This window comes from Streptomyces sp. C36, assembly GCF_040932295.1.
GTDB classification, from domain to species: domain Bacteria; phylum Actinomycetota; class Actinomycetes; order Streptomycetales; family Streptomycetaceae; genus Streptomyces; species Streptomyces triculaminicus.
The window spans coordinates 118,985-140,052 of the sequence record NZ_JBFQGI010000002.1; the positions used below are offsets into that span (position 1 = coordinate 118,985).

Annotated in this window: 15 protein-coding genes and 1 pseudogene; 9 read left to right on the plus strand and 7 right to left on the minus strand. The window is 72.9% G+C overall.

The window, feature by feature from the left end:
- Positions 1–4: 4 nt before the first annotated feature.
- Genes AB4K12_RS06080 through AB4K12_RS06090 form a run of 3 tightly spaced genes read right to left on the minus strand, consistent with a single transcriptional unit; the run spans position 5 to position 4,589 of the window.
- Positions 5–943, minus strand: coding sequence for a hydroxymethylglutaryl-CoA lyase (locus AB4K12_RS06080; protein WP_368433243.1), 939 nt, complete (start codon positions 941–943; stop codon positions 5–7).
- Complete coding sequence (locus AB4K12_RS06085; protein WP_368433244.1) at positions 940–2,964, minus strand: biotin carboxylase N-terminal domain-containing protein; 2,025 nt, start codon at positions 2,962–2,964, stop codon at positions 940–942. The genes AB4K12_RS06080 and AB4K12_RS06085 overlap by 4 nt, the downstream gene beginning before the upstream one ends.
- Positions 2,965–2,972: 8 nt before the next feature.
- Positions 2,973–4,589, minus strand: coding sequence for a carboxyl transferase domain-containing protein (locus tag AB4K12_RS06090; RefSeq protein WP_368433245.1), 1,617 nt, complete (start codon positions 4,587–4,589; stop codon positions 2,973–2,975).
- An 89-nt stretch (positions 4,590–4,678) separates the two neighbouring features.
- Between AB4K12_RS06090 and AB4K12_RS06095 the strand changes: the two genes are divergently transcribed.
- The 4 genes from AB4K12_RS06095 (at position 4,679) to AB4K12_RS06110 (ending at position 7,774) form a co-directional block, all read left to right on the plus strand.
- Positions 4,679–5,296 (plus strand): TetR/AcrR family transcriptional regulator, encoded by a 618-nt coding sequence (locus AB4K12_RS06095; protein WP_362257889.1) that lies wholly within the window; start codon positions 4,679–4,681, stop codon positions 5,294–5,296.
- 127 nt (positions 5,297–5,423) lie between these two features.
- On the plus strand, positions 5,424–6,581 hold the full coding sequence (locus AB4K12_RS06100) for an acyl-CoA dehydrogenase family protein (protein WP_368433246.1): 1,158 nt from the start codon (positions 5,424–5,426) through the stop codon (positions 6,579–6,581).
- An 8-nt stretch (positions 6,582–6,589) separates the two neighbouring features.
- A complete protein-coding gene (tesB, locus tag AB4K12_RS06105) occupies positions 6,590–7,480 on the plus strand; it encodes an acyl-CoA thioesterase II (protein WP_368433247.1) in 891 nt (296 codons plus the stop codon).
- Positions 7,481–7,549: 69 nt separating this feature from the next.
- Positions 7,550–7,774: a hypothetical protein gene (locus AB4K12_RS06110; RefSeq protein ID WP_368433248.1), complete on the plus strand. Its 225-nt coding sequence runs from the start codon at positions 7,550–7,552 to the stop codon at positions 7,772–7,774.
- Positions 7,775–7,827: 53 nt separating this feature from the next.
- Here AB4K12_RS06110 and AB4K12_RS06115 read toward each other — a convergent pair whose 3' ends face one another.
- Positions 7,828–8,610, minus strand: a complete 783-nt coding sequence (locus AB4K12_RS06115) for a phosphatase (protein ID WP_368433249.1) — start codon at positions 8,608–8,610, stop codon at positions 7,828–7,830.
- 186 nt (positions 8,611–8,796) lie between these two features.
- Here AB4K12_RS06115 and speB point away from each other — a divergent pair, with 186 nt between their 5' ends.
- The 4 genes from speB (at position 8,797) to AB4K12_RS06135 (ending at position 17,561) form a co-directional block, all read left to right on the plus strand.
- Positions 8,797–9,768 carry an agmatinase gene (speB, locus tag AB4K12_RS06120; RefSeq protein WP_086567368.1) on the plus strand — a complete coding sequence of 324 codons (972 nt, stop codon included), beginning with the start codon at positions 8,797–8,799 and terminating at the stop codon, positions 9,766–9,768.
- Between the two features lie 173 nt (positions 9,769–9,941).
- Complete coding sequence (gene kdpB / locus AB4K12_RS06125; protein ID WP_368433250.1) at positions 9,942–12,086, plus strand: potassium-transporting ATPase subunit KdpB; 2,145 nt, start codon at positions 9,942–9,944, stop codon at positions 12,084–12,086.
- A gap of 97 nt (positions 12,087–12,183) precedes the next feature.
- The gene (locus AB4K12_RS06130) at positions 12,184–15,957 is read left to right on the plus strand and encodes an ABC transporter ATP-binding protein (protein WP_368433251.1); all 3,774 of its coding nucleotides are present in this window, start codon (positions 12,184–12,186) and stop codon (positions 15,955–15,957) included.
- Positions 15,958–16,127: 170 nt separating this feature from the next.
- A complete protein-coding gene (locus tag AB4K12_RS06135; RefSeq protein WP_368433252.1) occupies positions 16,128–17,561 on the plus strand; it encodes a S28 family serine protease in 1,434 nt (477 codons plus the stop codon).
- 25 nt (positions 17,562–17,586) lie between these two features.
- Here the strand turns inward: AB4K12_RS06135 and AB4K12_RS06140 are convergent, their stop codons facing one another.
- The 3 genes from AB4K12_RS06140 to AB4K12_RS06150 all read right to left on the minus strand — a co-directional run bounded on the left by AB4K12_RS06140 (position 17,587) and on the right by AB4K12_RS06150 (position 20,168).
- Entirely contained in the window at positions 17,587–18,216 is a 630-nt protein-coding gene (locus AB4K12_RS06140; protein ID WP_368433253.1) for a hypothetical protein, read from the minus strand.
- Positions 18,217–18,539: 323 nt separating this feature from the next.
- The gene (locus AB4K12_RS06145; protein ID WP_086567362.1) at positions 18,540–19,181 is read right to left on the minus strand and encodes a TetR/AcrR family transcriptional regulator; all 642 of its coding nucleotides are present in this window, start codon (positions 19,179–19,181) and stop codon (positions 18,540–18,542) included.
- 81 nt (positions 19,182–19,262) lie between these two features.
- Positions 19,263–20,168 (minus strand): LysR family transcriptional regulator, encoded by a 906-nt coding sequence (locus tag AB4K12_RS06150; RefSeq protein ID WP_368433254.1) that lies wholly within the window; start codon positions 20,166–20,168, stop codon positions 19,263–19,265.
- A gap of 93 nt (positions 20,169–20,261) precedes the next feature.
- On the opposite strand from AB4K12_RS06150, the pseudogene AB4K12_RS06155 reads away from it, so the two are divergent.
- A pseudogene (locus tag AB4K12_RS06155) lies at positions 20,262–21,041 on the plus strand (EamA family transporter); the annotation flags it as partial.
- Between the last annotated feature and the right edge of the window lie 27 nt (positions 21,042–21,068).

The window sequence follows — 21,068 nt, forward strand, 5'->3', positions numbered from 1 at the left end:
TGGCTCAGGGCTCCTGGTGGGAGAGGGCACGGACGGTGCGGGACGGGCTGGGTCGGCCCAGTTGGCGGGCCATCCACACGCTGGTGGCGGTGAGACGGCCGAGATCGACGCCGGTGGTGACACCGAGGCCGTCGAGCATCCATACGAGGTCTTCGGTGGCGAGATTGCCGGTGGCGCTCTTGGCGTACGGGCAGCCGCCGAGGCCGCCGGCCGAGGCGTCGACCGTGCTCACGCCGTGCCGCAGGGCGGCGAGGGTGTTCGCGAGGGCCTGGCCGTAGGTGTCGTGGAAGTGCACGGCGAGGCGGTCGGTGGGCACGCCGGCCTCGTTGAGCGCGGTCAGCAGCGCCGTGACGTGGCCTGGGGTGGCCACGCCGATGGTGTCGCCCAGGCTCAGCTCGTCGCAGCCGAGGTCGAGCAGGCGGCGGGCGACGCGGACCGTCCGCTCGATCGGCACGGCGCCCTCCCACGGGTCGCCGAAGCACATGGAGAGATAGCCGCGCACTCCGAGGCCGGCCTCGCGGGCCGTCGCGACGACCGGGGCGAACATCTCCAGCGACTCGTCGACGGTGCGGTTGAGGTTGGCCTTGGCGAACGACTCGGTCACGCTGCCGAAGACGGCGACCTCACGGGCGCCGAGGGCGAGCGCGCGGTCGAGACCGCGCCGGTTGGGCACCAGCACCGGAAGGCGGGCCCCGACGCCCTCGAGCATCGGCAGCAGCTGCTCGGCGTCGGCCAGCTGGGGCACCCACTGGGGGTGCACGAAGCTGGTGGCCTCGACGGTGTCGAGACCGGCGGCCGCCAGCCGGCGGATGAACTCCGCCTTGACCTCCGTCGGGACGATCGTCTTCTCGTTCTGCAGGCCGTCGCGGGGGCCCACCTCGTGGATGCGGACGCGGGAGGGGAGGGCCGGGTCGGGCACGGCCATGGGCAGCTGGCCGATCATGATTCCTCCAGGGGCGCGGCCGGGGTGACGACGGCCAGGACCTGGTCCATCGCCACCGTGCTGCCGGCGGTCACATCGAGCTCGGTGACGGTGCCGGCGTGGGGGGCGGCGATGACGTGCTCCATTTTCATCGCCTCGACGACGAGGAGGCTCTGGCCGGCGGCGACCTCGTCCCCGACGGCCGCCTTGACCACGGTGACCGTGCCGGGCATGGGGGCGGTGAGCGTGCCCGCGTGGGCGGCGCCGCCGCCACCGGTGAGGGCGGCGGCCACGGGGTCGTGGGGGGTCAGGTGCCAGGCGTCGCCGTCCCGGGCGAGCCAGGTGCCCCGGGGGCCGACCGCGTGGGCGAAGGCGTGGGTGACGCCGTCGATCTCGAGGGCGATCCCGGCGCCCCGGTCCGGCAGCAGCTTCGCGCCGGCCGGGCCGGCCTCGCCGACGGCCACCTCGCCCTCGCGCACCCGGACCGTCACCGGGGCCTGCCCCGGCACGCGGAAGTGGTGGGGCGTCCAGGCGGGGGTGCCGCCCAGCCGCCAGCCGCTGGGCGCGGAGAAGGGGTCCGCCCAGCCCGAGGGGCCTTCGGCCCGCTCCTCGGACAGCCGGGCCTGGGCGCGCAGCGCCCCGGCGGCGTAGACCTCCCGCGGCACGTCGGCCGGCACCAGGGAGGCGGCGTCCCGGTCCACCAGGCCGGTGTCCAGGTCGCCCGAGACGACGTCCGGGTGGGCCAGCAGGCGTCGGAGGAAGCCCACGTTGGTGTCCACACCCAGGACGGTGGTCCCGGCGAGAGCCGCCCGCAGGCGGCGCAGGGCGGTGGCGCGGTCGGGGCCGTGGGCGATCACCTTGGCGAGCATCGGGTCGTACGACGTGCCCACGTCGCCGCCCTCGGCCAGGCCGGAGTCGACCCGTATCCCCTCGCCCGCCGGCTCGCGCAGCGCGAGCACGGTGCCGGCCGACGGCAGGAAGTCGACGCGGTCGCCGCTCACGCGCGCCGTCTCCGCGCAGACGCGGGCCTCGATGGCGTGGCCGGAGAACGTCACGTCCTTCTGGGAGGGGCCCAGCACCTCGCCGGAGGCGACGCGGATCTGCCACTCCACCAGGTCGAGGCCCGTGACCATCTCCGTCACGGGGTGCTCGACCTGCAGCCGGGTGTTCATCTCCATGAAGTAGTAGGAGGAGGGGTCGTCGCCGGGGACGATGAACTCCACCGTGCCCGCGCCCGCGTAACCGCAGGACCGCGCCGCCTGCACCGCCGCCTCGCCCATGGCCGCGCGCGTCGGCTCGTCCAGCAGGACGCTCGGCGCCTCCTCGATGATCTTCTGGTGCCGCCGCTGCAGCGAGCACTCGCGCTCGCCGAGGTGGATGACGTTGCCGTGGCCGTCCGCCAGCACCTGGATCTCGATGTGCCGGGGCCGGTCGACCCAGCGTTCGACCAGCAGTGTGTCGTCGCCGAAGGAGCCGCGCGCCTCGCGCCGGGCGGCGGCGATCTCCTCGCCGAGCAGCGCCTCGTCGCGCACGAGCCGCATGCCCTTGCCGCCGCCGCCGGCCGACGGCTTCAGCAGCACGGGCATGCCGATCTCCCGGGCGGCCTCGACGAGCCGCTCGTCGCTCAGGCCGCTGCCCACGGACCCGGGCACGACCGGCACGCCCGCCGCCCGGACCGTCTCCTTGGCGCGGATCTTGTCGCCCATCAGCTCGATGGCCTCGGCGGGCGGGCCGATGAAGGCGAGCCCGGCGCCGGCGCAGGCACGGGCGAAGGCGGCGTTCTCGGCGAGGAAGCCGTAGCCGGGGTGGACGGCCTGGGCGCCGGTGCGCGCGGCGGCGTCCAGCAGCCGCTCGATGGACAGATAGCTCTCGGAGGCGGCCGCCGGGCCGATGCGCACCGCGGTGTCGGCCTCGCGGACGTGCCGGGCACCGGCGTCGGCGTCGCTGTACACGGCGACGGAACGGATGCCGAGGGCGCGCAGCGTACGGATGACCCGTACGGCGATCTCGCCCCGGTTGGCGACAAGGACAGTCTCGAACATGCTCCGCCTCACATCCGGAAGACGCCGTAGCCGGGCTCGCCCAGAGGGGCGTTGGCACAGGCGGTCAGGGCCAGGCCCAGCACCTGCCGGGTCTCCAGGGGGTCGATGACACCGTCGTCCCACAGCCGGGCGGTCGCGTAGTAGGCGTTGCCCTGGGTTTCGTACTGCTCGCGGACGGGGGCCCGGAAGGCCTCCTCGTCCTCCGCGCTCCACTGCTCGCCGCGTGCCTCGAGCTGGTCGCGCTTGACGGTCGCGAGGACCGAGGCGGCCTGCTCGCCGCCCATGACGGAGATCTTGGCGTTGGGCCACATCCACAGGAAGCGCGGCGAATAGGCGCGGCCGCACATGGAGTAGTTGCCCGCGCCGTAGGAGCCACCTATGACGACCGTCAGCTTCGGCACGCGGGCGCACGCCACGGCCGTGACCATCTTGGCGCCGTGCTTGGCGATGCCGCCCGCCTCGTACTGCCGGCCGACCATGAAGCCGGAGATGTTCTGCAGGAAGAGCAGGGGGATGCCGCGCTGGTCGCACAGCTCGATGAAGTGGGCGCCCTTCTGGGCGGACTCGGAGAAGAGGATGCCGTTGTTGGCGACGATGCCGACGGGGTGGCCGTGGATGCGGGCGAAGCCCGTCACCAGGGTCTGGCCGAACTCGGCCTTGAACTCGGCGAAGCGCGAGCCGTCGACGACCCGGGCGATGACCTCCCGCACGTCGTACGGCGTGCGCGAGTCCACCGGGACGGCGCCGTAGAGCCCCGCGGGGTCGGCCACGGGTTCCTCGGCCGACTCCACGGACCAGGGCAGGGGCCCGCGCTCGGGGAGCGTGGAGACGATGGTCCGCACGATGCGCAGGGCGTGGGCGTCGTCCTCGGCGAGATGGTCGGTGACGCCCGACACCTTCGAGTGAACCTCGCCGCCGCCCAGCTCCTCGGCCGTGACGACCTCGCCCGTCGCGGCCTTCACCAGCGGCGGCCCGCCCAGGAAGATGGTGCCCTGGCCGCGCACGATGACGGCCTCGTCGCTCATGGCGGGGACGTAGGCGCCGCCGGCCGTGCACGAGCCGAGGACCGCGGCGATCTGCGGGATGCCGGCGCCGGACATGCGGGCCTGGTTGTAGAAGATGCGGCCGAAGTGCTCCCGGTCGGGGAAGACCTCGTCCTGCAGGGGCAGGAACGCGCCGCCGGAGTCCACGAGGTACAGGCACGGGAGCCTGTTCTCCAGGGCGATCTCCTGGGCGCGCAGGTGCTTCTTGACGGTCATGGGGTAATACGTGCCGCCCTTGACGGTGGCGTCGTTGGCGACGATCACCGTCTCGCGGCCGGAGACCCGGCCGATGCCCGCGATGACCCCCGCCGCGGGGGCGGCGCCGCCGTACATCCCGTCGGCCGCCAGGGGGGCGATCTCCAGGAACGGCGAGCCGGGGTCCAGCAGGGCGTCCACCCGGTCGCGCGGCAGCAGCTTGCCGCGCGCGGCATGCCGCTCGCGGGCCCTTTCACCGCCGCCCAGCCGTGCCTCGGCCAGCTTCTCCCGCAGCCCCGCCACCAGCTCGCGGTGCGCGGCCTCGTTGGCGCGCCAGGCGTCGGACGCCGGATCTGCGGCGCTCCCCAGCACCGGTGCCTGCTGCATGTACTCGAGCTCCCTTGCTCGGTTAATGAGCGTTAACACATCCGCCTTCAGGTTAACGACCACTAACGCCGCTGTCTAGAATCGATTTCGTGAAAGACGCACCCGCCCGCCCCCAGGCGGCTCCCGCCCCCACCCGCCGCGAGCAGATCCTCCGGGAGGCCGCCCGGCTCTTCGCCGAGCGCGGCTTCCACGGCGTCGGGGTGGACGAGATAGGAGCGGCGGTCGGCATCAGCGGCCCCGGGCTCTACCGTCACTTCGCGGGCAAGGACGCGATGCTGGCCGAGCTGCTGGTGGGCATCAGCGGCCGGCTCTTCGCGGGCGGCCGGCAGCGGGTGGCCGACGCCGCCGAGGCCGGGGCCGGCCCGGCCGAGGTGCTCGACGCGCTCATCGACGGGCACATCGACTTCGCCCTCGACGACCGCGCGCTGATCACGCTCCACGACCGCGAGCTGGGCCAGCTGCGCGACACCGACCGCAAGCTGGTCCGCTCCCTGCAGCGCCAGTACGTCGAGCTGTGGGTCGACGTGGTCCGCCGGCTGCACCCGGACGCCGCCGAGGCCGAGGCCCGGGCCGCCGTCCACGCCGTCTTCGGGCTGCTGAACTCCACCCCCCACCTCGGCCGCCCCGGCGCCCTGCCCAGCCGGGCGGCGACGGCCGCGCTGCTGCGCCGCCTCGCGCTGGGCGCGCTCGCCACGCTCTCGGCCTGACCGCCCGGCCGGGCGGCATGTGGCGCGAAGCGGACCGTCACGATCGCGCCAACAAGTTCTGGACAGCTCCGGTACCGGCCGGTAGCTTGCCTGAGCAAGCGCTTACACAGCGGGAGGGGAAGCCGTCATGCGCCGCACCGTCTTCAACGAGGACCACGAGGCTTTCCGGGAGACGATCCGGGACTTCATCGCCGCCGAGGTCGTGCCCCACTACGACGAGTGGCGCGAGGCGGGCATCGTGCCGCGCGACTTCTACCGCGCGCTCGGCGAGCTGGGCGTCTTCGGCATCGAGGTGCCCGAGGAGTACGGCGGCGCAGGCCAGAGCTCGTTCAAGTTCCAGGCCGTCATCACCGAGGAGTGCGCCCGCGCGGGCGTGAGCTTCGGCGGCGCGGGCGTGCACACCGCGCTGTGCCTGCCGTACCTCCTCGCCTACGCGAACGAGGAGCAGAAACGGCGCTGGCTGCCGGCCTTCGTCTCCGGCGAGATGATGACCGCCATCGCCATGACCGAGCCCGGCACCGGATCCGACCTGGCCGGCATGAAGACCACCGCCCGGCTCTCCGAGGACGGCACGCACTACGTCCTCAACGGCGCCAAGACCTTCATCACCGGCGGCGTCCACGCCGACCGCGTGCTCGTCTGCGCCCGGACCGCCCCGCCCACCCCCGAGGACCGCCGCGGCGGCATCTCGATCCTCGCCGTCGACACCGCCTCCGAGGGCTACGCGGTCGGCCGCAAGCTGGAGAAGCTCGGCCTGAAGACCTCCGACACCGCCGAACTGTCCTTCACCGACGTCAAGGTGCCCGTCGAGGACCTCCTGGGCAAGGAGGGCGAGGCATTCTCCTACCTCACGCACAACCTGCCGCAGGAGCGCCTGGGCATCGCGTTCGGCGCGTACGCGCAGTCGGCGGCGGCCGTCGCGTTCGCCACGGAGTACGTACGGGACCGGACGGTCTTCGGCCGGACGGTCGCGTCCTTCCAGAACACCAAGTTCACGCTGGCCGACTGCCGGTCCGAGGTCGACGCGATGCAGGCGGTCGTGGACCGGGCCCTGGAGGCGCACGACGCGGGCGAGCTGACCGCCGCCGACGCCGCCTCCGCCAAGCTCTTCACCACCGAGCGTGCGGCCGTCGTCATCGACAAGTGCCTTCAGCTGCACGGCGGCTACGGCTACATGATGGAGTACCCGATCGCCCGCCTGTACGCGGACACCCGCGTCAGCCGCATCTACGGCGGCACGAGCGAGGTCATGCGGTCCATCGTCGCCAAGTCGATGGGTCTGTAGGGCGACCGATGACGAACGAGCCCCTCACCCCCCTCGACGACCTGCTCGGCCTGCTCGACCTCGAGCCGATCGAGGAGAACATCTTCCGTGGCGCCGCCGGCCGCGCCACCATCGTGCCGCGCGTCTTCGGCGGCCAGGTCGCCGCGCAGGCCCTGGTCGCCGCCGGGCGCACGGTGCCGGCCGACCGGCGGGCCCACTCGCTGCACTCGTACTTCCTGCGCCCGGGCGACCCCGGGGTGCCCATCGTCTACACCGTGGACCGCATCCGCGACGGGCGCTCCTTCACCACCCGCCGCGTCGTCGCCGTGCAGCACGGGCAGCCGATCTTCCACCTCTCCGCGTCCTTCCAGACCGAGGAGGAGGGGCTCGAGCACCAGGAGCCCATGCCCCCGGCGCCGGACCCGCTCAGCCTGCCCACCGCCGCGGAGATGCTGCCCCACTACGCCGATCGCCTGGGCGGCCCCGAGGTCGTCGAGCGCATCCTGGAAGCGCGCGACGCGGTCGACCTGCGGTACGTGGACGAGCCGCCGCTGGCCAGCGTCGGCGAGCGGCGTGAGCCGAAGTCGCAGGTTTGGTTCCGGACGAACGGCAAACTGGCCGACGACCCCATGCTGCACATCTGCCTCGCCACGTACGTCTCCGACATGACGCTTCTGGACTCCGTGCTGCTCGCCCACGGCCGCGGCGGCTGGGCCGTCGGGGACGTCGTCGGCGCGAGCCTGGACCACGCCATGTGGTTCCACCGGCCCTTCAGGGCCGACGAGTGGCTGCTCTACGACCAGGAGAGCCCCACCGCCCAGGGCGGCCGGGGGCTCGCGCGCGGCCGGATCTTCACGGCGGACGGGCAACTGGCCGTATCCGTCATCCAGGAGGGCGTCGTCCGCGTTCCGCGCGCCTGAACGACCTCGTACCCTCTTGAAGTCGATCAGTGTCGGGAGGGGTACGGGATGCCGCGCACAGGAACAGCCATGAGCAACGTGGTTCGAGCACTGCTGATGACCGCCGGGGTGGCCGTGATCGCCTTCGGTGCCGTCCTCCTGTTCTTCTGGCACTCCGAGATCCTCGAACTCGCCGGCAGCGCCCGGCTGATATCGGGCCTGGCGCTGAGGGCCGTCGAAGCCGCCGTGCTCTACGGCGGCTCCTGGCTGGCCGTCAAGGGCTGGAACGGCCGCTGGGGCAAGCAGGAGGCCTAGGGCGTGGCCGACGGGTCGGCACGGGCCCTGGCCCCACCCGGACGGCCCCGCGCCTACAGCAGCCCCGCCGCGCCCAGCAGATACGCCGTCATCGGCTCGTAGAAGCGCGGGTCCACGACGTGGTCGTCCAGCGGCACCGCCACCTGCAGGACGCCCTCGGCCTCGGCGAGGAAGAGGGCGGGGTCGTTGGAGTCGGCGAAGCCCACCGCGTCGATGCCGCGCTGCGCCGCGCAACCCGCCCAGCCGTGGTCGGCGACCACCAGATCCGGCTGGGGGCGGCCCTGCAGCCGCAGGCCGTCGAGGATGGCGGCCATGGGGGCGGGGGAGTGGGTGTGCCAGAGGGTGGCCCCGCGCTCGTACACCGCCACGTCCGCGACCTGGTAGACCGAGCCGTCGTCCGCCCGCAGCCCGCCGGGGATGGAGACGATCTCGCACCCCGCCGCCCGCAGCGCGGCGGCCGTGGTGCGGTGCACGTCCAGCAGCCCGCCCGGGTGGCCCGTGGCGAACAGCACCCGCTTGCCGTCCTCCGCCGCCTTGCGCAGGAGGGTCGCCGCGCGCTCCAGCGCCGCCACCGTCAGCTCCGGGTCGATCGTGTCCTGGCCCACCCGGTGCTCGAGGTCGTCGCTGACGCCGCAGCGCTCGGCCATGACGGCCAGCACGTCCTGCTCGTCCGTCCACCGGTCGCCGAGTTCCACGCCCAGCCAGTACAGCCGGTCGCCCTGCGCGAGCCTGCGGTAGTGGTCGAGGTTGTTCTCCCGGGGGGTGGCCACATGGCCCGCGATGCGCGTACGGAGGAGGTGATCGATCAGCTCGGTACGGCTGGGTGGTATCGGCATGGGCTCATTCTCCCCCGGCTGAGCGCGATGGACGTCGTGTCCATATGAACGGGCGGACCCTTCACTTCCGTACATGTGCGGAATCCGCCTCCCTGCCTACCCTCGGGTACGTCCTATGGCAGTCGCTCCGACGTTGACGTGACCGTGACCCGTCGGCGCCCCGTCCGTGATCCGAGAGGCCCCAGCATGAGCACCCCCGCCCCCCGTGAACCGCGCGGCCCCGTCGACTCCTCCCGCATCCCGCGCTACGCGGGCCCCGCGACGTTCGCCCGGCTGCCGCGCCTCGACGAGGTCGGCACGGCCGACGTCGCCGTCGTCGGCGTGCCGTTCGACACCGGCGTCTCCTACCGTCCGGGCGCCCGCTTCGGCGGCAACGCCATCCGCGAGGCCTCGCGCCTGCTGCGCCCGTACAACCCGGCCCAGGACGCCTCGCCCTTCGCCCTCGCGCAGGTGGCGGACGCCGGCGACATCGCCGCGAACCCGTTCAACATCGACGAGGCCGTCGAGACCATCGAGGCCGCGGCCGACGACCTGCTGGGCACCGGCGCCCGCATGATGACCCTCGGCGGCGACCACACCATCGCCCTGCCGCTGCTGCGCTCGGTGGCCAAGAAGCACGGCCCCGTCGCCCTGCTGCACTTCGACGCGCACCTGGACACCTGGGACACGTACTTCGGCGCCGAGTACACCCACGGCACGCCGTTCCGCCGGGCCGTCGAGGAGGGCATCCTCGACACCGAGGCGCTCTCCCACGTCGGTACGCGCGGCCCGCTGTACGGCAAGAAGGACCTCACCGACGACGAGAAGATGGGCTTCGGCATCGTCACCTCCGCGGACGTGATGCGCCGCGGCGTCGACGAGATCGCCGACCAGCTGCGCCAGCGCGTGGGCGACCGCCCGCTGTACATCTCCATCGACATCGACGTCCTGGACCCGGCCCACGCGCCCGGCACCGGCACGCCGGAGGCGGGCGGCCTGACCTCCCGCGAGCTGCTGGAGATCATCCGCGGTCTGTCCTCCTGCAACCTGGTCTCCGCCGACCTGGTCGAGGTCGCGCCCGCGTACGACCACGCCGAGATCACCTCGGTCGCGGCCTCGCACGCGGCCTACGAGCTGACGACGATCATGTCGCGGCAGATCGCCGCCGCGCGCGGCTGAGACCCCGCGTCGGGCGTCACGCACCCGAACGGTTCCGGCAGCGGCGTAAAGACCGTGTAAGTCCGGGGCCGTCGGGCGACAAGGGCACGTAAGGGCACGCCGGGGGCGTGCCCTCAGGCGGTTTGCTGAGGCGGTCGTTCCCTGCCGCCCACACCGCCGAAGGCCACACCCTGATGCCGTACCTGGCGCCCGAAGCCCCCGCACAGGACCTCGTACCGCCGACGCCCGGCACCGGCGCCCGGCGCCGCCACCGCCGCGTCTCCGGCGGTCTCGTCGACCCACGGCAGCTGATCGCCTCCTTCCCGGACGCGTTACGCAAGCTGCACCCGAGGGCGATGGTCAAGCACCCGGTGCTCTTCGTGGTCGAGGTGGGCTCCGCCCTCACCACGCTCTCCGCCGTCCTGGACCCCTCCGTCTTCACCTGGCTCATCAGCGTCTGGCTCTGGCTCACCGTCGTCTTCGCCAACCTCGCCGAGGCCGTCGCCGAAGGGCGCGGCAAGGCCCAGGCCGAGACGCTGCGCCGGACCCGGAGCGTCACCGCCGCCCGGCGGCTGCGCGCCTGGCGGGTGGGCATGGACCGGCGCGACTGGGAGGAGGAGCGCGTCCGGGCCGGGGAGCTGCGCCCGCACGACGTCGTGGTCGTGGCGGCGGGGGAGGTGATCCCCGGCGACGGCGAGGTCGTCGACGGCGTCGCGGCGGTGGACGAGTCGGCCATCACGGGCGAGTCGGCCCCGGTCGTCCGGGGGTCCGGAGGCGACCGTTCCAGCGTCACCGGCGGCACCACGGTGCTCTCCGACCGGATCGTCGTCCGGATCACCTCGCGCGTCGGCCACACGTTCCTCGACCGCATGATCGCGCTGGTCGAGGGCACCAGCCGGCAGAAGACCCCCAACGAGCTGGCGCTGAACATCCTGCTCGCCTCGCTCACCGTGATCTTCATCCTGGCCGTGGTCTCGCTCCAGCCCATGGCGAGCTGGTCGGGCGCGCCGCAGAGCATCACGGTGCTCGTCGCGCTGCTCGTCACCCTGATCCCGACCACCATCGGCGCCCTGCTCTCCGCCATCGGCATCGCCGGTATGGACCGGCTCGTCCAGCGCAACGTCATCGCCCTCTCGGGCCGGGCCGTGGAGGCGGCGGGCGACGTCGACACGCTGATCCTGGACAAGACGGGCACCATCACCCTCGGCAACCGCCAGGCCGTCTCCTTCGACCCCGTCCAGGGCGTCGCGCACGAGCTCCTGGCCGACGCGGCGCAACTGGCCTCGCTGTCCGACGAGACACCCGAAGGCCGCTCCATCGTCACGCTCGCCGAGCGGTACGGCATCGGGCACGCCGCCGGCGACTTCGCCCACGGCCGCTTCGTGCCCTTCTCCGCCGAGACCCGCATGAGCGGGGTCGACTTCGCCTTCGACGGCGACTTCTGCCGCATCCGCAAGGGCGCCGGCGCCGCGGTCGCGCAGTGGGTCCACCGGCGCGGCGGGCACGTGCCCGAGGAGGCCGGCCGGCTCGCCGACTCCATCGCCGCGGCCGGCGGCACCCCGCTGCTCGTCGCGGTCGAGGACCCCGAGGGGGCACGGATCCTGGGCGCCGTCCACCTCAAGGACGTCGTCAAGCCCGGCATCGCGGAGCGCTTCGCGGAACTGCGGGCCATGGGCATCAGGACGATCATGGTCACCGGCGACAACCCCGTCACCGCCCGGGCCATCGCCGCGGAGGCCGGGGTCGACGACTACGTCGCCGAGGCCACACCCGAGGCCAAGCTGGCCCGCATCCGCGAGGAGCAGGCCGGCGGCAAGCTCGTCGCCATGACCGGCGACGGCACCAACGACGCCCCCGCCCTCGCCCAGGCCGACGTCGGCGTCGCCATGAACACCGGTACCCCGGCCGCCAAGGAGGCCGGGAACATGGTCGACCTCGACTCCAGCCCCACCAAGCTCATCGAGATCGTCGAGGTCGGCAAGCAGCTGCTCATCACCCGTGGCGCGCTCACCACCTTCTCCATCTGCAACGACGTGGCCAAGTACTTCGCGATCGTCCCCGCGATGTTCGGCGGCGTGGCCGGCTACGAGGGCCTGGAGAAGCTGAACGTCATGGGGCTGCACAGCTCCACCTCGGCCATCGCGTCCGCGATCATCTTCAACGCCCTCGTCATCGTCGCGCTGATCCCGCTGGCGCTGCGCGGCGTGCGCTACACCCCTTCCTCCGCGCACGCGCTGCTGCGCCGCAACCTCGGCCTGTACGGGCTGGGCGGGCTCGTCGCGCCCTTCGTGGGGATCAAGCTCATCGATCTGCTGATCCAGTACGTACCCGGCATGTGACGCGTACCCGACCGGCCGTTTTGTTGCGCCGGGATGAAATCCGCAGCCCAGAGCGTTGGGGCCTTCCGTCGGGAACAGGGACAGCGGGAGGTCTGGGGTGGCGGCGACGGATGCGACCGGTCAGGGGTGGGCCAGGCGGCTCGCCGGGTACTGCTGGCGGTACCGCGGGGCGGTGCTGCTCGCGCTGGGCTCCTCCCTCGCCGGCATGGCCGTCATGGCGCTCGTACCGCTCATACCCAAGATGATCATCGACGACGTCATAGGCTCCGGCGATCGCCCGATCGCCCCCTGGGCCACGCTGCTGATCGTGGCCGCGGTCGTCGTCTACGGTCTCACCTACGTCCGCCGCTACTACGGCGGCAGGCTCGCCCTCGACGTCCAGCACGACCTGCGGACCGAGATGTACGCCGCGATCGCCCGCCTCGACGGCAGGCGGCAGGACGAGCTCTCCACCGGCCAGGTCGTCGGCCGGGCCACCAGCGACCTGCAGCTCATCCAGAGCCTGCTCTTCATGCTGCCGATGATGATCGGCAACATCCTCCTCTTCGTCATCTCGCTCATCGTGATGGCGGTGCTCTCCCCGCTGCTGACCGTGGTCGCGCTCGCCGTGGCCCCCGCGATCTGGATCCTCGCCCAGCGCAGCCGCACCAAGGTCTTCCCCGCCACCTGGTACGCCCAGGGACAGGCGGCGGCCGTCGCGGGCGTCGTGGACGGCGCCGTCACGGGCGTACGCGTCGTCAAGGGCTTCGGCCAGGAGGCCCAGGAGGCCGGGAAGCTGCGCGAGGTCAGCGGGCGCCTTTTCGCCGGCCGGATGCGCACGATCCGGCTCAACTCCCGCTACACCCCCGCGCTGCAGGCCGTGCCCGCGCTCGGCCAGGTGGCCATGCTCGCGCTCGGTGGCTGGATGGCCACGCGCGGACAGGTCACCCTCGGCACCTTCGTCGCCTTCTCCACCTACCTCGCGCAGCTCGTGGGGCCGGTGCGGATGCTGACCATGGTCCTCACCGTGGGCCAGCAGGCCCGCGCGGGCGTCGAGCGCGTGCTCGAGCTCATCGACACCGAGCCGGTGGTGCAGGAGCGTGCCGGGGCGCACGAGCTGCCCGCTGACGCCCCCGCCACCGTCGAGTTCGACGACGTGACCTTCGGCTACGACCCCGAGAGGCCCGTCGTCTCGGGGCTCTCGCTGCGCGTCGAGCCCGGCGAGACCGTGGCCGTCGTCGGCGCCTCCGGCAGCGGCAAGTCGACGCTGGCCCTGCTGCTGCCGCGCTTCTACGACGCCACCTCCGGCGCCGTCCGCGTCGGCGGCCACGACGTGCGCGAGCTGACCCTCTCCTCACTGCGCGCCGCGATCGGCCTTGTACCGGAGGACAGCTTCCTGTTCTCCGACAGCATCCGCGACAACATCGCCTACGGCCGCCCGGAGGCGACCGACGAGCAGATCCGGGCCGCCGCGCGCGCGGCGCAGGCGGACGGATTCGTCTCCGCGCTGCCCGACGGCTACGACACCACGGTGGGCGAGCAGGGCCTGACCCTCTCCGGCGGTCAGCGCCAGCGCATCGCGCTCGCCCGCGCGATCCTCACCGACCCCCGGCTGCTGCTCCTGGACGACGCCACCTCCGCGGTGGACGCGCGCGTGGAGCACGAGATCCACGAGGCGCTGCGCGGCGTCATGGCGGGCCGTACGACCCTGCTGATCGCCCACCGTGCCTCCACCCTGGCCCTGGCCGACCGCATCGCCGTCCTGGACGGCGGTCGCCTCGTCGACGTGGGCACGGCCGAGGAGCTGGAGGAGCGCTGCGCGGTGTACCGGCGGCTCCTGACCGACCCCGAGGAGCTCGCGGGGGTGACCAAGGACCCGGCGGGCGCCGCGATCCTCGCCGGCGCCTTCGGCGGCGAGGCGTCGGCCACGGGCCTCGCCGAGCCCCCGGTCCGCGGCGCCGGCGCCGAGCGGGCCGGCGTCGACGGCGTCACCCCGGGTCTGTGGGTGCGCAAGGACACCGGCGACGCGACGGGCGCGGGCGGCGACTCGGCCGGGACGCCCGCCACGCCCGAGCTGCTGGCCAAGGTGGCGGCCCTGCCGCCGGCCACGGACACGCCCGGCATCGACGAGGAGCTCGCCGCGCGGCCCGAGGAGTCCTACGGCCTGCGCCGGCTGCTGCGCGGCTTCGGGGCGCCCCTGGCGGTCAGCCTGCTGCTGGTGGCCGTCGACGCCCTGGCGGCCCTGCTGCTGCCCGTCCTGATCCGGCACGGCATCGACCAGGGCGTCCAGCGCCTGGCGCTCGGCGCGGTCTGGGCGGCCTCCGCCCTCGCGCTGCTCGTGGTGCTCGTGCAGTGGGCGGCGCAGATCGGCGAGACCCGGATGACGGGGCGGACGGGTGAGCGCGTGCTGTACTCGCTCCGCCTGAAGATCTTCGCCCAGCTGCAGCGGCTCGGCCTGGACTACTACGAGCGCGAGCTCACCGGCAAGATCATGACGCGGATGACGACGGACATCGACGCCATGTCGACGTTCCTGCAGACCGGTCTGGTCACCGCCGTCGTCTCCGTCCTCACCTTCTTCGGCATACTCGTCGCCCTCCTGGTCATCGACGTCCAGCTGGCGCTCGTCGTCTTCGCCACCCTGCCGCCGCTCGTCGTCGGGACGGTCTTCTTCCGCCGGCAGAGCGTCAAGGCGTACGAACTGGCCCGCGAGCGCGTCGGCTCGGTCAACGCCGACCTGCAGGAGAGCGTGGCCGGGCTGCGCATCGTGCAGGCGTTCCGCCGGGAGACGTCGGGCGGCCTCCGCTTCGCCGAGCGCAGCGCGTCCTACCGCGAGGCGCGGGTGCGCGGCCAGTGGCTGATCTCGGTGTACTTCCCCTTCGTGCAGCTGCTGTCGTCCGTGGCGGCGGCCGCGGTGCTGATCGTGGGCGCGGGCCGGGTCGACGACGGCACGCTGACGGCGGGCGCGCTGGTGGCGTACCTGCTCTACATCGACCTGTTCTTCGCGCCCGTGCAGCAGCTCTCCCAGGTCTTCGACGGCTACCAGCAGGCGACGGTCTCGCTCGGCCGGGTGCAGGAGCTGCTGCGCGAGCCGACGACCACGCCGGTGGCCGCGAAGCCGTTCGCGGTGCGCGAGCTGAGCGGCGAGGTCGTCTTCGACGACGTGCGCTTCTCGTACGGCGGCGCCGACGGGGACGGGGAGGCCGCGCTGGACGGCATCAGGCTGACGGTGCCGGCGGGGCAGACGGTGGCGTTCGTCGGCGAGACCGGCGCCGGGAAGTCCACGCTGGTCAAGCTGGTCGCGCGGTTCTACGACCCGACCTTCGGCGCGGTCCGCGTCGACGGCCGCGACCTGCGCGAGCTGGAGCCGGTCTCCTACCGGCACCGGCTCGGCGTCGTCCCCCAGGAGCCGTACCTCTTCCCCGGCACCGTGCGCGACGCGATCGCCTACGGGCGCCCGGACGCGAGCGACGCGGAGGTCGAGGCGGCCGCGCGCGCGGTGGGCGCCCACGAGATGGTCGCCACGCTGGACGGCGGCTATCTGCACGCGGTCACCGAGCGCGGACGCAACCTTTCCGCCGGCCAGCGGCAGTTGATCGCGCTGGCCCGGGCCGAGCTGGTCGACCCGGACATCCTGCTGCTGGACGAGGCCACGGCCGCGCTGGACCTGGCGACCGAGGCGCTGGTCAACGAGGCCACCGACCGGCTGGCCGGGCGGCGTACGACCCTGGTGGTCGCCCACCGGCTGACCACCGCGGCCCGGGCGGACCGCGTCGTGGTCCTCGACGGCGGCCGCGTCGTCGAGGACGGCACGCACGCGCAACTGCTGGCCAAGGACGGCGCGTACGCGCGCCTGTGGCGGACGTTCACCGGCGAGGTGGTCCCGGCCTGAGGGCCGGGCCCACCCCCGGGCCCGCTCTCCGGGGCCTCCCGGAGCGGGACGAACCGGTTGAACCGGGCAGCGCGCCCAGCAAGATCGAAATCTCCGCCGACTGACTCTGGCGTGGCGGATGGTGCCCCCGGTAGGTTCGCGGCGACCTTTGCGAACCCAGGGGAGGGCGCATGCGCAAGGCTCTCAGAGCACTGCTGGCACTGACGATGTCCATAGGGACGGTCGGTGCCGGCAGCGCGGCAGCGGGCGCGGCGACGGCCGCCGACACCGCGCCGGACATAAAGGAACGCATCCTGAAGATTCCGGGGATGAGTTTCGTCGAGGAGAAGCCCTACGAGGGCTACCGCTACCTCGTGCTGAACTACAAGCAGCCGATCGACCACAAGAACCCGGCCAAGGGCACCTTCGAGCAGCGCTTCACGCTGCTGCACAAGGCCACCGACCGGCCGACGGTCTTCTTCACCTCCGGCTACAACGTCAACACCAACCCGTCCCGCAGCGAGCCGACCCGGATCGTCGACGGCAACCAGGTGTCGATGGAGTACCGCTACTTCACCCCGTCGCGGCCCAAGCCCGCCGACTGGTCGAAGCTGGACATCTGGCAGGCCGCCAGCGACCAGCACCGCCTCTTCCAGGCGCTCAAGCCGGTCTACAACAAGAACTGGCTGGCCACCGGCGGCAGCAAGGGCGGCATGACGGCGACGTACTTCCGCCGCTTCTACCCGAACGACATGAACGGCACCGTCGCCTACGTCGCACCCAACGACGTGGTCAACAACGAGGACTCGGCCTACGACCGCTTCTTCGCGAACGTGGGCGACCAGGCGTGCCGCAAGCAGCTCAACTCGGTGCAGCGCGAGGCGCTGCTGCGCCGCGACGAGATCGTCGGCCGCTACCAGAAGTGGGCCGACGCCAACGGCAAGACGTTCAAGGTCGTCGGCAGCGCCGACAAGGCCTACGAGAACGTCGTCCTGGACCTGGTGTGGGCGTTCTGGCAGTACCACCTGCAGAGCGACTGCAAGACCGTCCCCGCCACCAAGGCGTCCACGGACGATCTCTACAAGTTCATCGACGAGATCTCCGGCTTCGAGGCCTACACCGACCAGGGCCTGGAGCAGTACACCCCGTACTACTACCAGGCGGGCACCGAGCTGGGCTCCCCGACGTTCAACTCGCCGCACCTCAAGGGGCTGCTTCGCTACCCCGGCATCTACGCGCCGCGCAACTACGTGCCGCGTGACATCCCGATGAAGTTCCGCAACGGCTCGATGGCCGACGTCGACCGCTGGGTGCGCGAGGACAGCAAGCGGATGCTGTTCGTCTACGGGCAGAACGACCCGTGGAGCGCCGAGCCGTTCCGCCTGGGCAAGAACGCCGAGGCCCGGCACGACTACCGCTTCTTCGCTCCGGGCGGCAACCACGGCACCAAGATCGCCGACCTGGTGGCCGACGAGCGGACCAAGGCCACGGCCGAGGTCCTGCGCTGGGCGGGCGTCGCACCGGCCGCCGTCCAGAAGGACGACCGCAAGGCCAAGCCGCTGGCCCCGTTCAACTCCAAGCTCGACCGCAAGGACGTGGAGCGCAACACCACGCTGCGTCCCTAGCGGCCGGTAGCACCCCGGCAGGCTGTCAGGAAAGGCGGCGGGCGCACCCCACGGGAGCCCCGCCGCCGACCTGTACGTACAGGTCGGTCGCCGGGGGACAGTCCTCGCGGGAGCCCACCGCGCGGTCCACCCGGAACTCCGGGGTGTGCGGGCCGGAGCCGTCGCAGGCGGCCTCCTTCACCACGCCGTGCCGCTCGGTGTACACACAGTCGCCCGGCACCGTCAGCGGGCCGCCGCCCATGCCCGGGTCGCCCGGGTGCGGCGGGCGCAGGTTGCGCATGCAGGCGTAGCCCTCGGGAACGCTGTCCGACTCCGACGTTCCGGCGTCGACGGCCGTGATGTGCAGGACGAAGTCGGTGCTCTCGGGGCAGCGCGGGCCGCCCGTCCGCGGGCCGTAGTAGCGGGCGAGGACGCTCGCCGCGGCCTGCGCGCTCCCGCAGTCGACCTGGGCGAAGGCGGGCCGCCCACGGCCCGTGCACGCCCCGCGGCCCAGGAACGTGGCGACATACCCCGAACCCGCGTCCGCGACGCTCCCCCCGCCCTGCGCGACGGTCTCCGCTCCGGTGCGCCCGGCGGCCTGACAGCCGGTGAGCGCGTACGAGCCGTACAGCACGGCGAGCGCGAACAGCGCCTTCGGCAGCGCGCGATGGCGCATGGTCTCCCCCAACCCACCCTACGAGCGTCCAGAGTTACCCGACGGCCACCGGCGCACACCAGGCGTGCGGGAGGCTTCGCGGAGGGTGACCGCGAGCCCCTCGCATGCCCGCCGGGCGGTCCGCCACCGGTGCGTCGGAGGGGGTGCACCGGCGGCGGTGTGCTGCCGTCCGCAGGCGGCGGAGAGGGGGTGGGTCGGCGACGCGGCCAGCGGCGGAGCCGACACCGCTCCGCGGAGCGGCAGCACGCCCCTTGGACGGACCGTGCGCCGGAGCGGTTCCGCCCGGGGGTGCGCACTCCGCCGCCCCGGCCCGGTCGCCCGGTCTAACCGGCCGCGCGACGCGCCCTGCCGAAGCCGCGCGCCCGGCGCCACCGGGCGGCCGGGCGTACGGTCAGCAGCTTCGCGCGCGGGGCGAGCCGCCGGACCATCGCGAAGACCGACTCGGTGCGGGAGAGGTCGCTGTCCAGCACGGTGAAGAGGTTGACGCCGAGGTAGAAGGTGACCGCCGCGTTGGCCAGGTCCCTCGGGGGCATCAGCCGGGCGAGCGGGCTGCCCCCGATGACCCGCTCCAGGGTCTCCTCCATGAACGCCAGCCACGGGTCGACGCGTACGCGGATCTCCTCGCGCAGCTCCGGCTTGGCGACGGCGGCGGCGACCAGCTCGGACAGCAGCGTGATGTGACCGCCCTCGAGGTCGTCGCGGTACACGCGCGTGGCGGCCGCGGCGAGTTCCTCCAGGGTGCGGGCGCCCGCCACCGTGGCGGCGTGCTGTTCCAGGCGCTCGGCGGAGGAGCGGTCCAGGGCGGCGAACAGCAGGGCGTCGACGCCGCCGAAGTGGTAGAAGATCAGCGCCGAGTTGACGCCGGCCTCCTTGCCGATCGTCCGCGCGCTGGCCTTGCCGTATCCCTGGGTGCGCAGGACCGTGCCCGCCGCGGTGATCAGCCGTTCCTTGGTCTCCACCGACATGTGCCGTCCCCTCGCAGAGCGCTCATCATACGGTTCGGGTCCTCCAGGATTTGAGCGAGTGGTCAAGACCCGGGGAGCGGGTCAGAAGCTGCGCTCCGGCCACCGCTCGCGCAGCAGCCGCACGGTCTCGTGGATGGCCGGGCGGCGGGCCGCGCCCGCGCGCCAGTAGGCGAACAGCCGCCGGATGGGGGTGGGCTCCAGCGGCACCGCCCGTACGCCCTCGAGGAGCGGCCCGCGGCCCAGGCGCGGCACGAGGGCGATGCCCAGGCCGGCCGCCACGAGCGCCACCTGGGTGTGGTTCTCGGCGACCTGGTAGGCCAGGTCGGGCTCGCTGCCGGCGCCGCGCAGGGTGCGCACCAGCCAGTCGTGGCAGACCGTGCCGGGCGGCTGGCAGACCCAGCGCTGGTGCGCCAGGTCCGTCTCGCGCAGCGGCCCCGGTCCGTCCAGCGGATGGCCCCGCGGCACCAGCACGTCGCACACGTCGTTGCCGATCCGCACCCGCTCCAGGCCGTCCGGCGCGGGCAGCGGCTCGATGTCCCATTCGAAGGTGACCGCCAGATCGAGCACACCCCGCGCCACCAGGGCGACGGACTCGTGCGGGTCGACCTCGGCCAGGCGGGTGTCCAGGGAGGGGTGTTCGCGGGCGAGCGCGGCCAGGACGCCCGGCATCAGCCCGCGCGCGGCCGACGCGAACGCCCCGACCACCAGCCGGCCCGTGGGCAGCCCGCGCCGCTCCTCCAGGTCCGTCTCCGCGCGTTCGACCATGACGAGCAACTCCCGCGTGGTCTCCGCCAGCCGCACGGCCGCGTCGGTCAGCACCACGCCGCGCCCGCGGCGCTCGAGCAGGGTGGTGCGGGTCTCCCGCTCCAGCTTGGTGATGGACTGCGACACGGCGGACGGCGTGTAGCCGAGCGCGACGGCGGCCGCGCTGACCGAACCGTGCACGGAGACGGCGTGCAGGGCACGCAGCCGGGACAGATCCAGCATGATCCTCGGACCCCCATCTTTGAGCGTTGCTGAATCCCATCATGAAGAAACCCGCGCTGGTGCTACATGGTGCGTACAGATGATGCTCGTCGCATGCGACCACCGCACATAGCCCTGGCCGTCGCCGTAGCGGCCCTGTGGGGCGTCAACTTCGTCGTCATCGACGTCGGCCTCCACCACTTCCCGCCCCTGCTCTTCTGCGGGCTGCGCTTCCTCGCCGCCGCGCTGCCGGCCGTCTTCCTCGTGGGGCGGCCGCCGGTGAAATGGCGGTGGATCATCGGGGTGGGACTGGCGCTCGGCGTGGGCAAGTTCGGGCTGCTGTTCGTCGGCATGCGGGCCGGGATGCCGGCCGGGCTGTCCTCGCTGGTCCTGCAGGCCCAGGCGGTCTTCACCGCCCTCTTCGCCATGCCGGCCCTCGGCGAACGCCCGGGAAGGGTCCGGCTGCTGGGCATGGGCGTGGCCCTGTCGGGCATCGTGGTCGCGGCCGTCGACGAGAGCGCCTCCGGGCCGGTCCTCGGCTTCGCCCTGGTCGTGATCGCGGCCGCCTTCTGGGGCGTCTCCAACGTCCTCACCCGCAAGGCCGCGCCCTCCGACGGCCTGCGCTTCACCGTCTGGATCAGCACCGTGCCGGTGCTGCCCCTCCTGCTGCTGTCCCTCGTCTTCGAGGGCCCCGAGGCCGACGCCGAGGCCCTGAAATCCCTGGACTTCGCCGGGGTGGGCGCCCTGCTGTTCGTCGCCTGGGTCAGCACCGTGCTCGGCTTCGGCGCCTGGAACTTCCTGCTGCGCGGCTACGACGCCTCGTCCGTCGCCCCCTTCACGCTGCTGGTGCCCGTGTTCGGCATGACCTCCGCCGCGCTGCTGCTGGGGGAGAACGTGAGCCCGCTGCGCTGGTGCGCGGCG

Bases quoted from the DNA above. Each gene is read 5' to 3' on its own strand.
- AB4K12_RS06080 (WP_368433243.1), bottom strand. From the start codon at position 943: ATGATCGGCCAGCTGCCCATGGCCGTGCCCGACCCGGCCCTCCCCTCC.
- AB4K12_RS06085 (WP_368433244.1), bottom strand. From the start codon at position 2,964: ATGTTCGAGACTGTCCTTGTCGCCAACCGGGGCGAGATCGCCGTACGG.
- AB4K12_RS06090 (WP_368433245.1), bottom strand. From the start codon at position 4,589: ATGCAGCAGGCACCGGTGCTGGGGAGCGCCGCAGATCCGGCGTCCGAC.
- AB4K12_RS06100 (WP_368433246.1), top strand. From the start codon at position 5,424: ATGCGCCGCACCGTCTTCAACGAGGACCACGAGGCTTTCCGGGAGACG.
- tesB (WP_368433247.1), top strand. From the start codon at position 6,590: ATGACGAACGAGCCCCTCACCCCCCTCGACGACCTGCTCGGCCTGCTC.
- AB4K12_RS06110 (WP_368433248.1), top strand. From the start codon at position 7,550: ATGAGCAACGTGGTTCGAGCACTGCTGATGACCGCCGGGGTGGCCGTG.
- AB4K12_RS06115 (WP_368433249.1), bottom strand. From the start codon at position 8,610: ATGCCGATACCACCCAGCCGTACCGAGCTGATCGATCACCTCCTCCGT.
- speB (WP_086567368.1), top strand. From the start codon at position 8,797: ATGAGCACCCCCGCCCCCCGTGAACCGCGCGGCCCCGTCGACTCCTCC.
- kdpB (WP_368433250.1), top strand. From the start codon at position 9,942: ATGCCGTACCTGGCGCCCGAAGCCCCCGCACAGGACCTCGTACCGCCG.
- AB4K12_RS06135 (WP_368433252.1), top strand. From the start codon at position 16,128: ATGCGCAAGGCTCTCAGAGCACTGCTGGCACTGACGATGTCCATAGGG.
- AB4K12_RS06140 (WP_368433253.1), bottom strand. From the start codon at position 18,216: ATGCGCCATCGCGCGCTGCCGAAGGCGCTGTTCGCGCTCGCCGTGCTG.
- AB4K12_RS06145 (WP_086567362.1), bottom strand. From the start codon at position 19,181: ATGTCGGTGGAGACCAAGGAACGGCTGATCACCGCGGCGGGCACGGTC.
- AB4K12_RS06150 (WP_368433254.1), bottom strand. From the start codon at position 20,168: ATGCTGGATCTGTCCCGGCTGCGTGCCCTGCACGCCGTCTCCGTGCAC.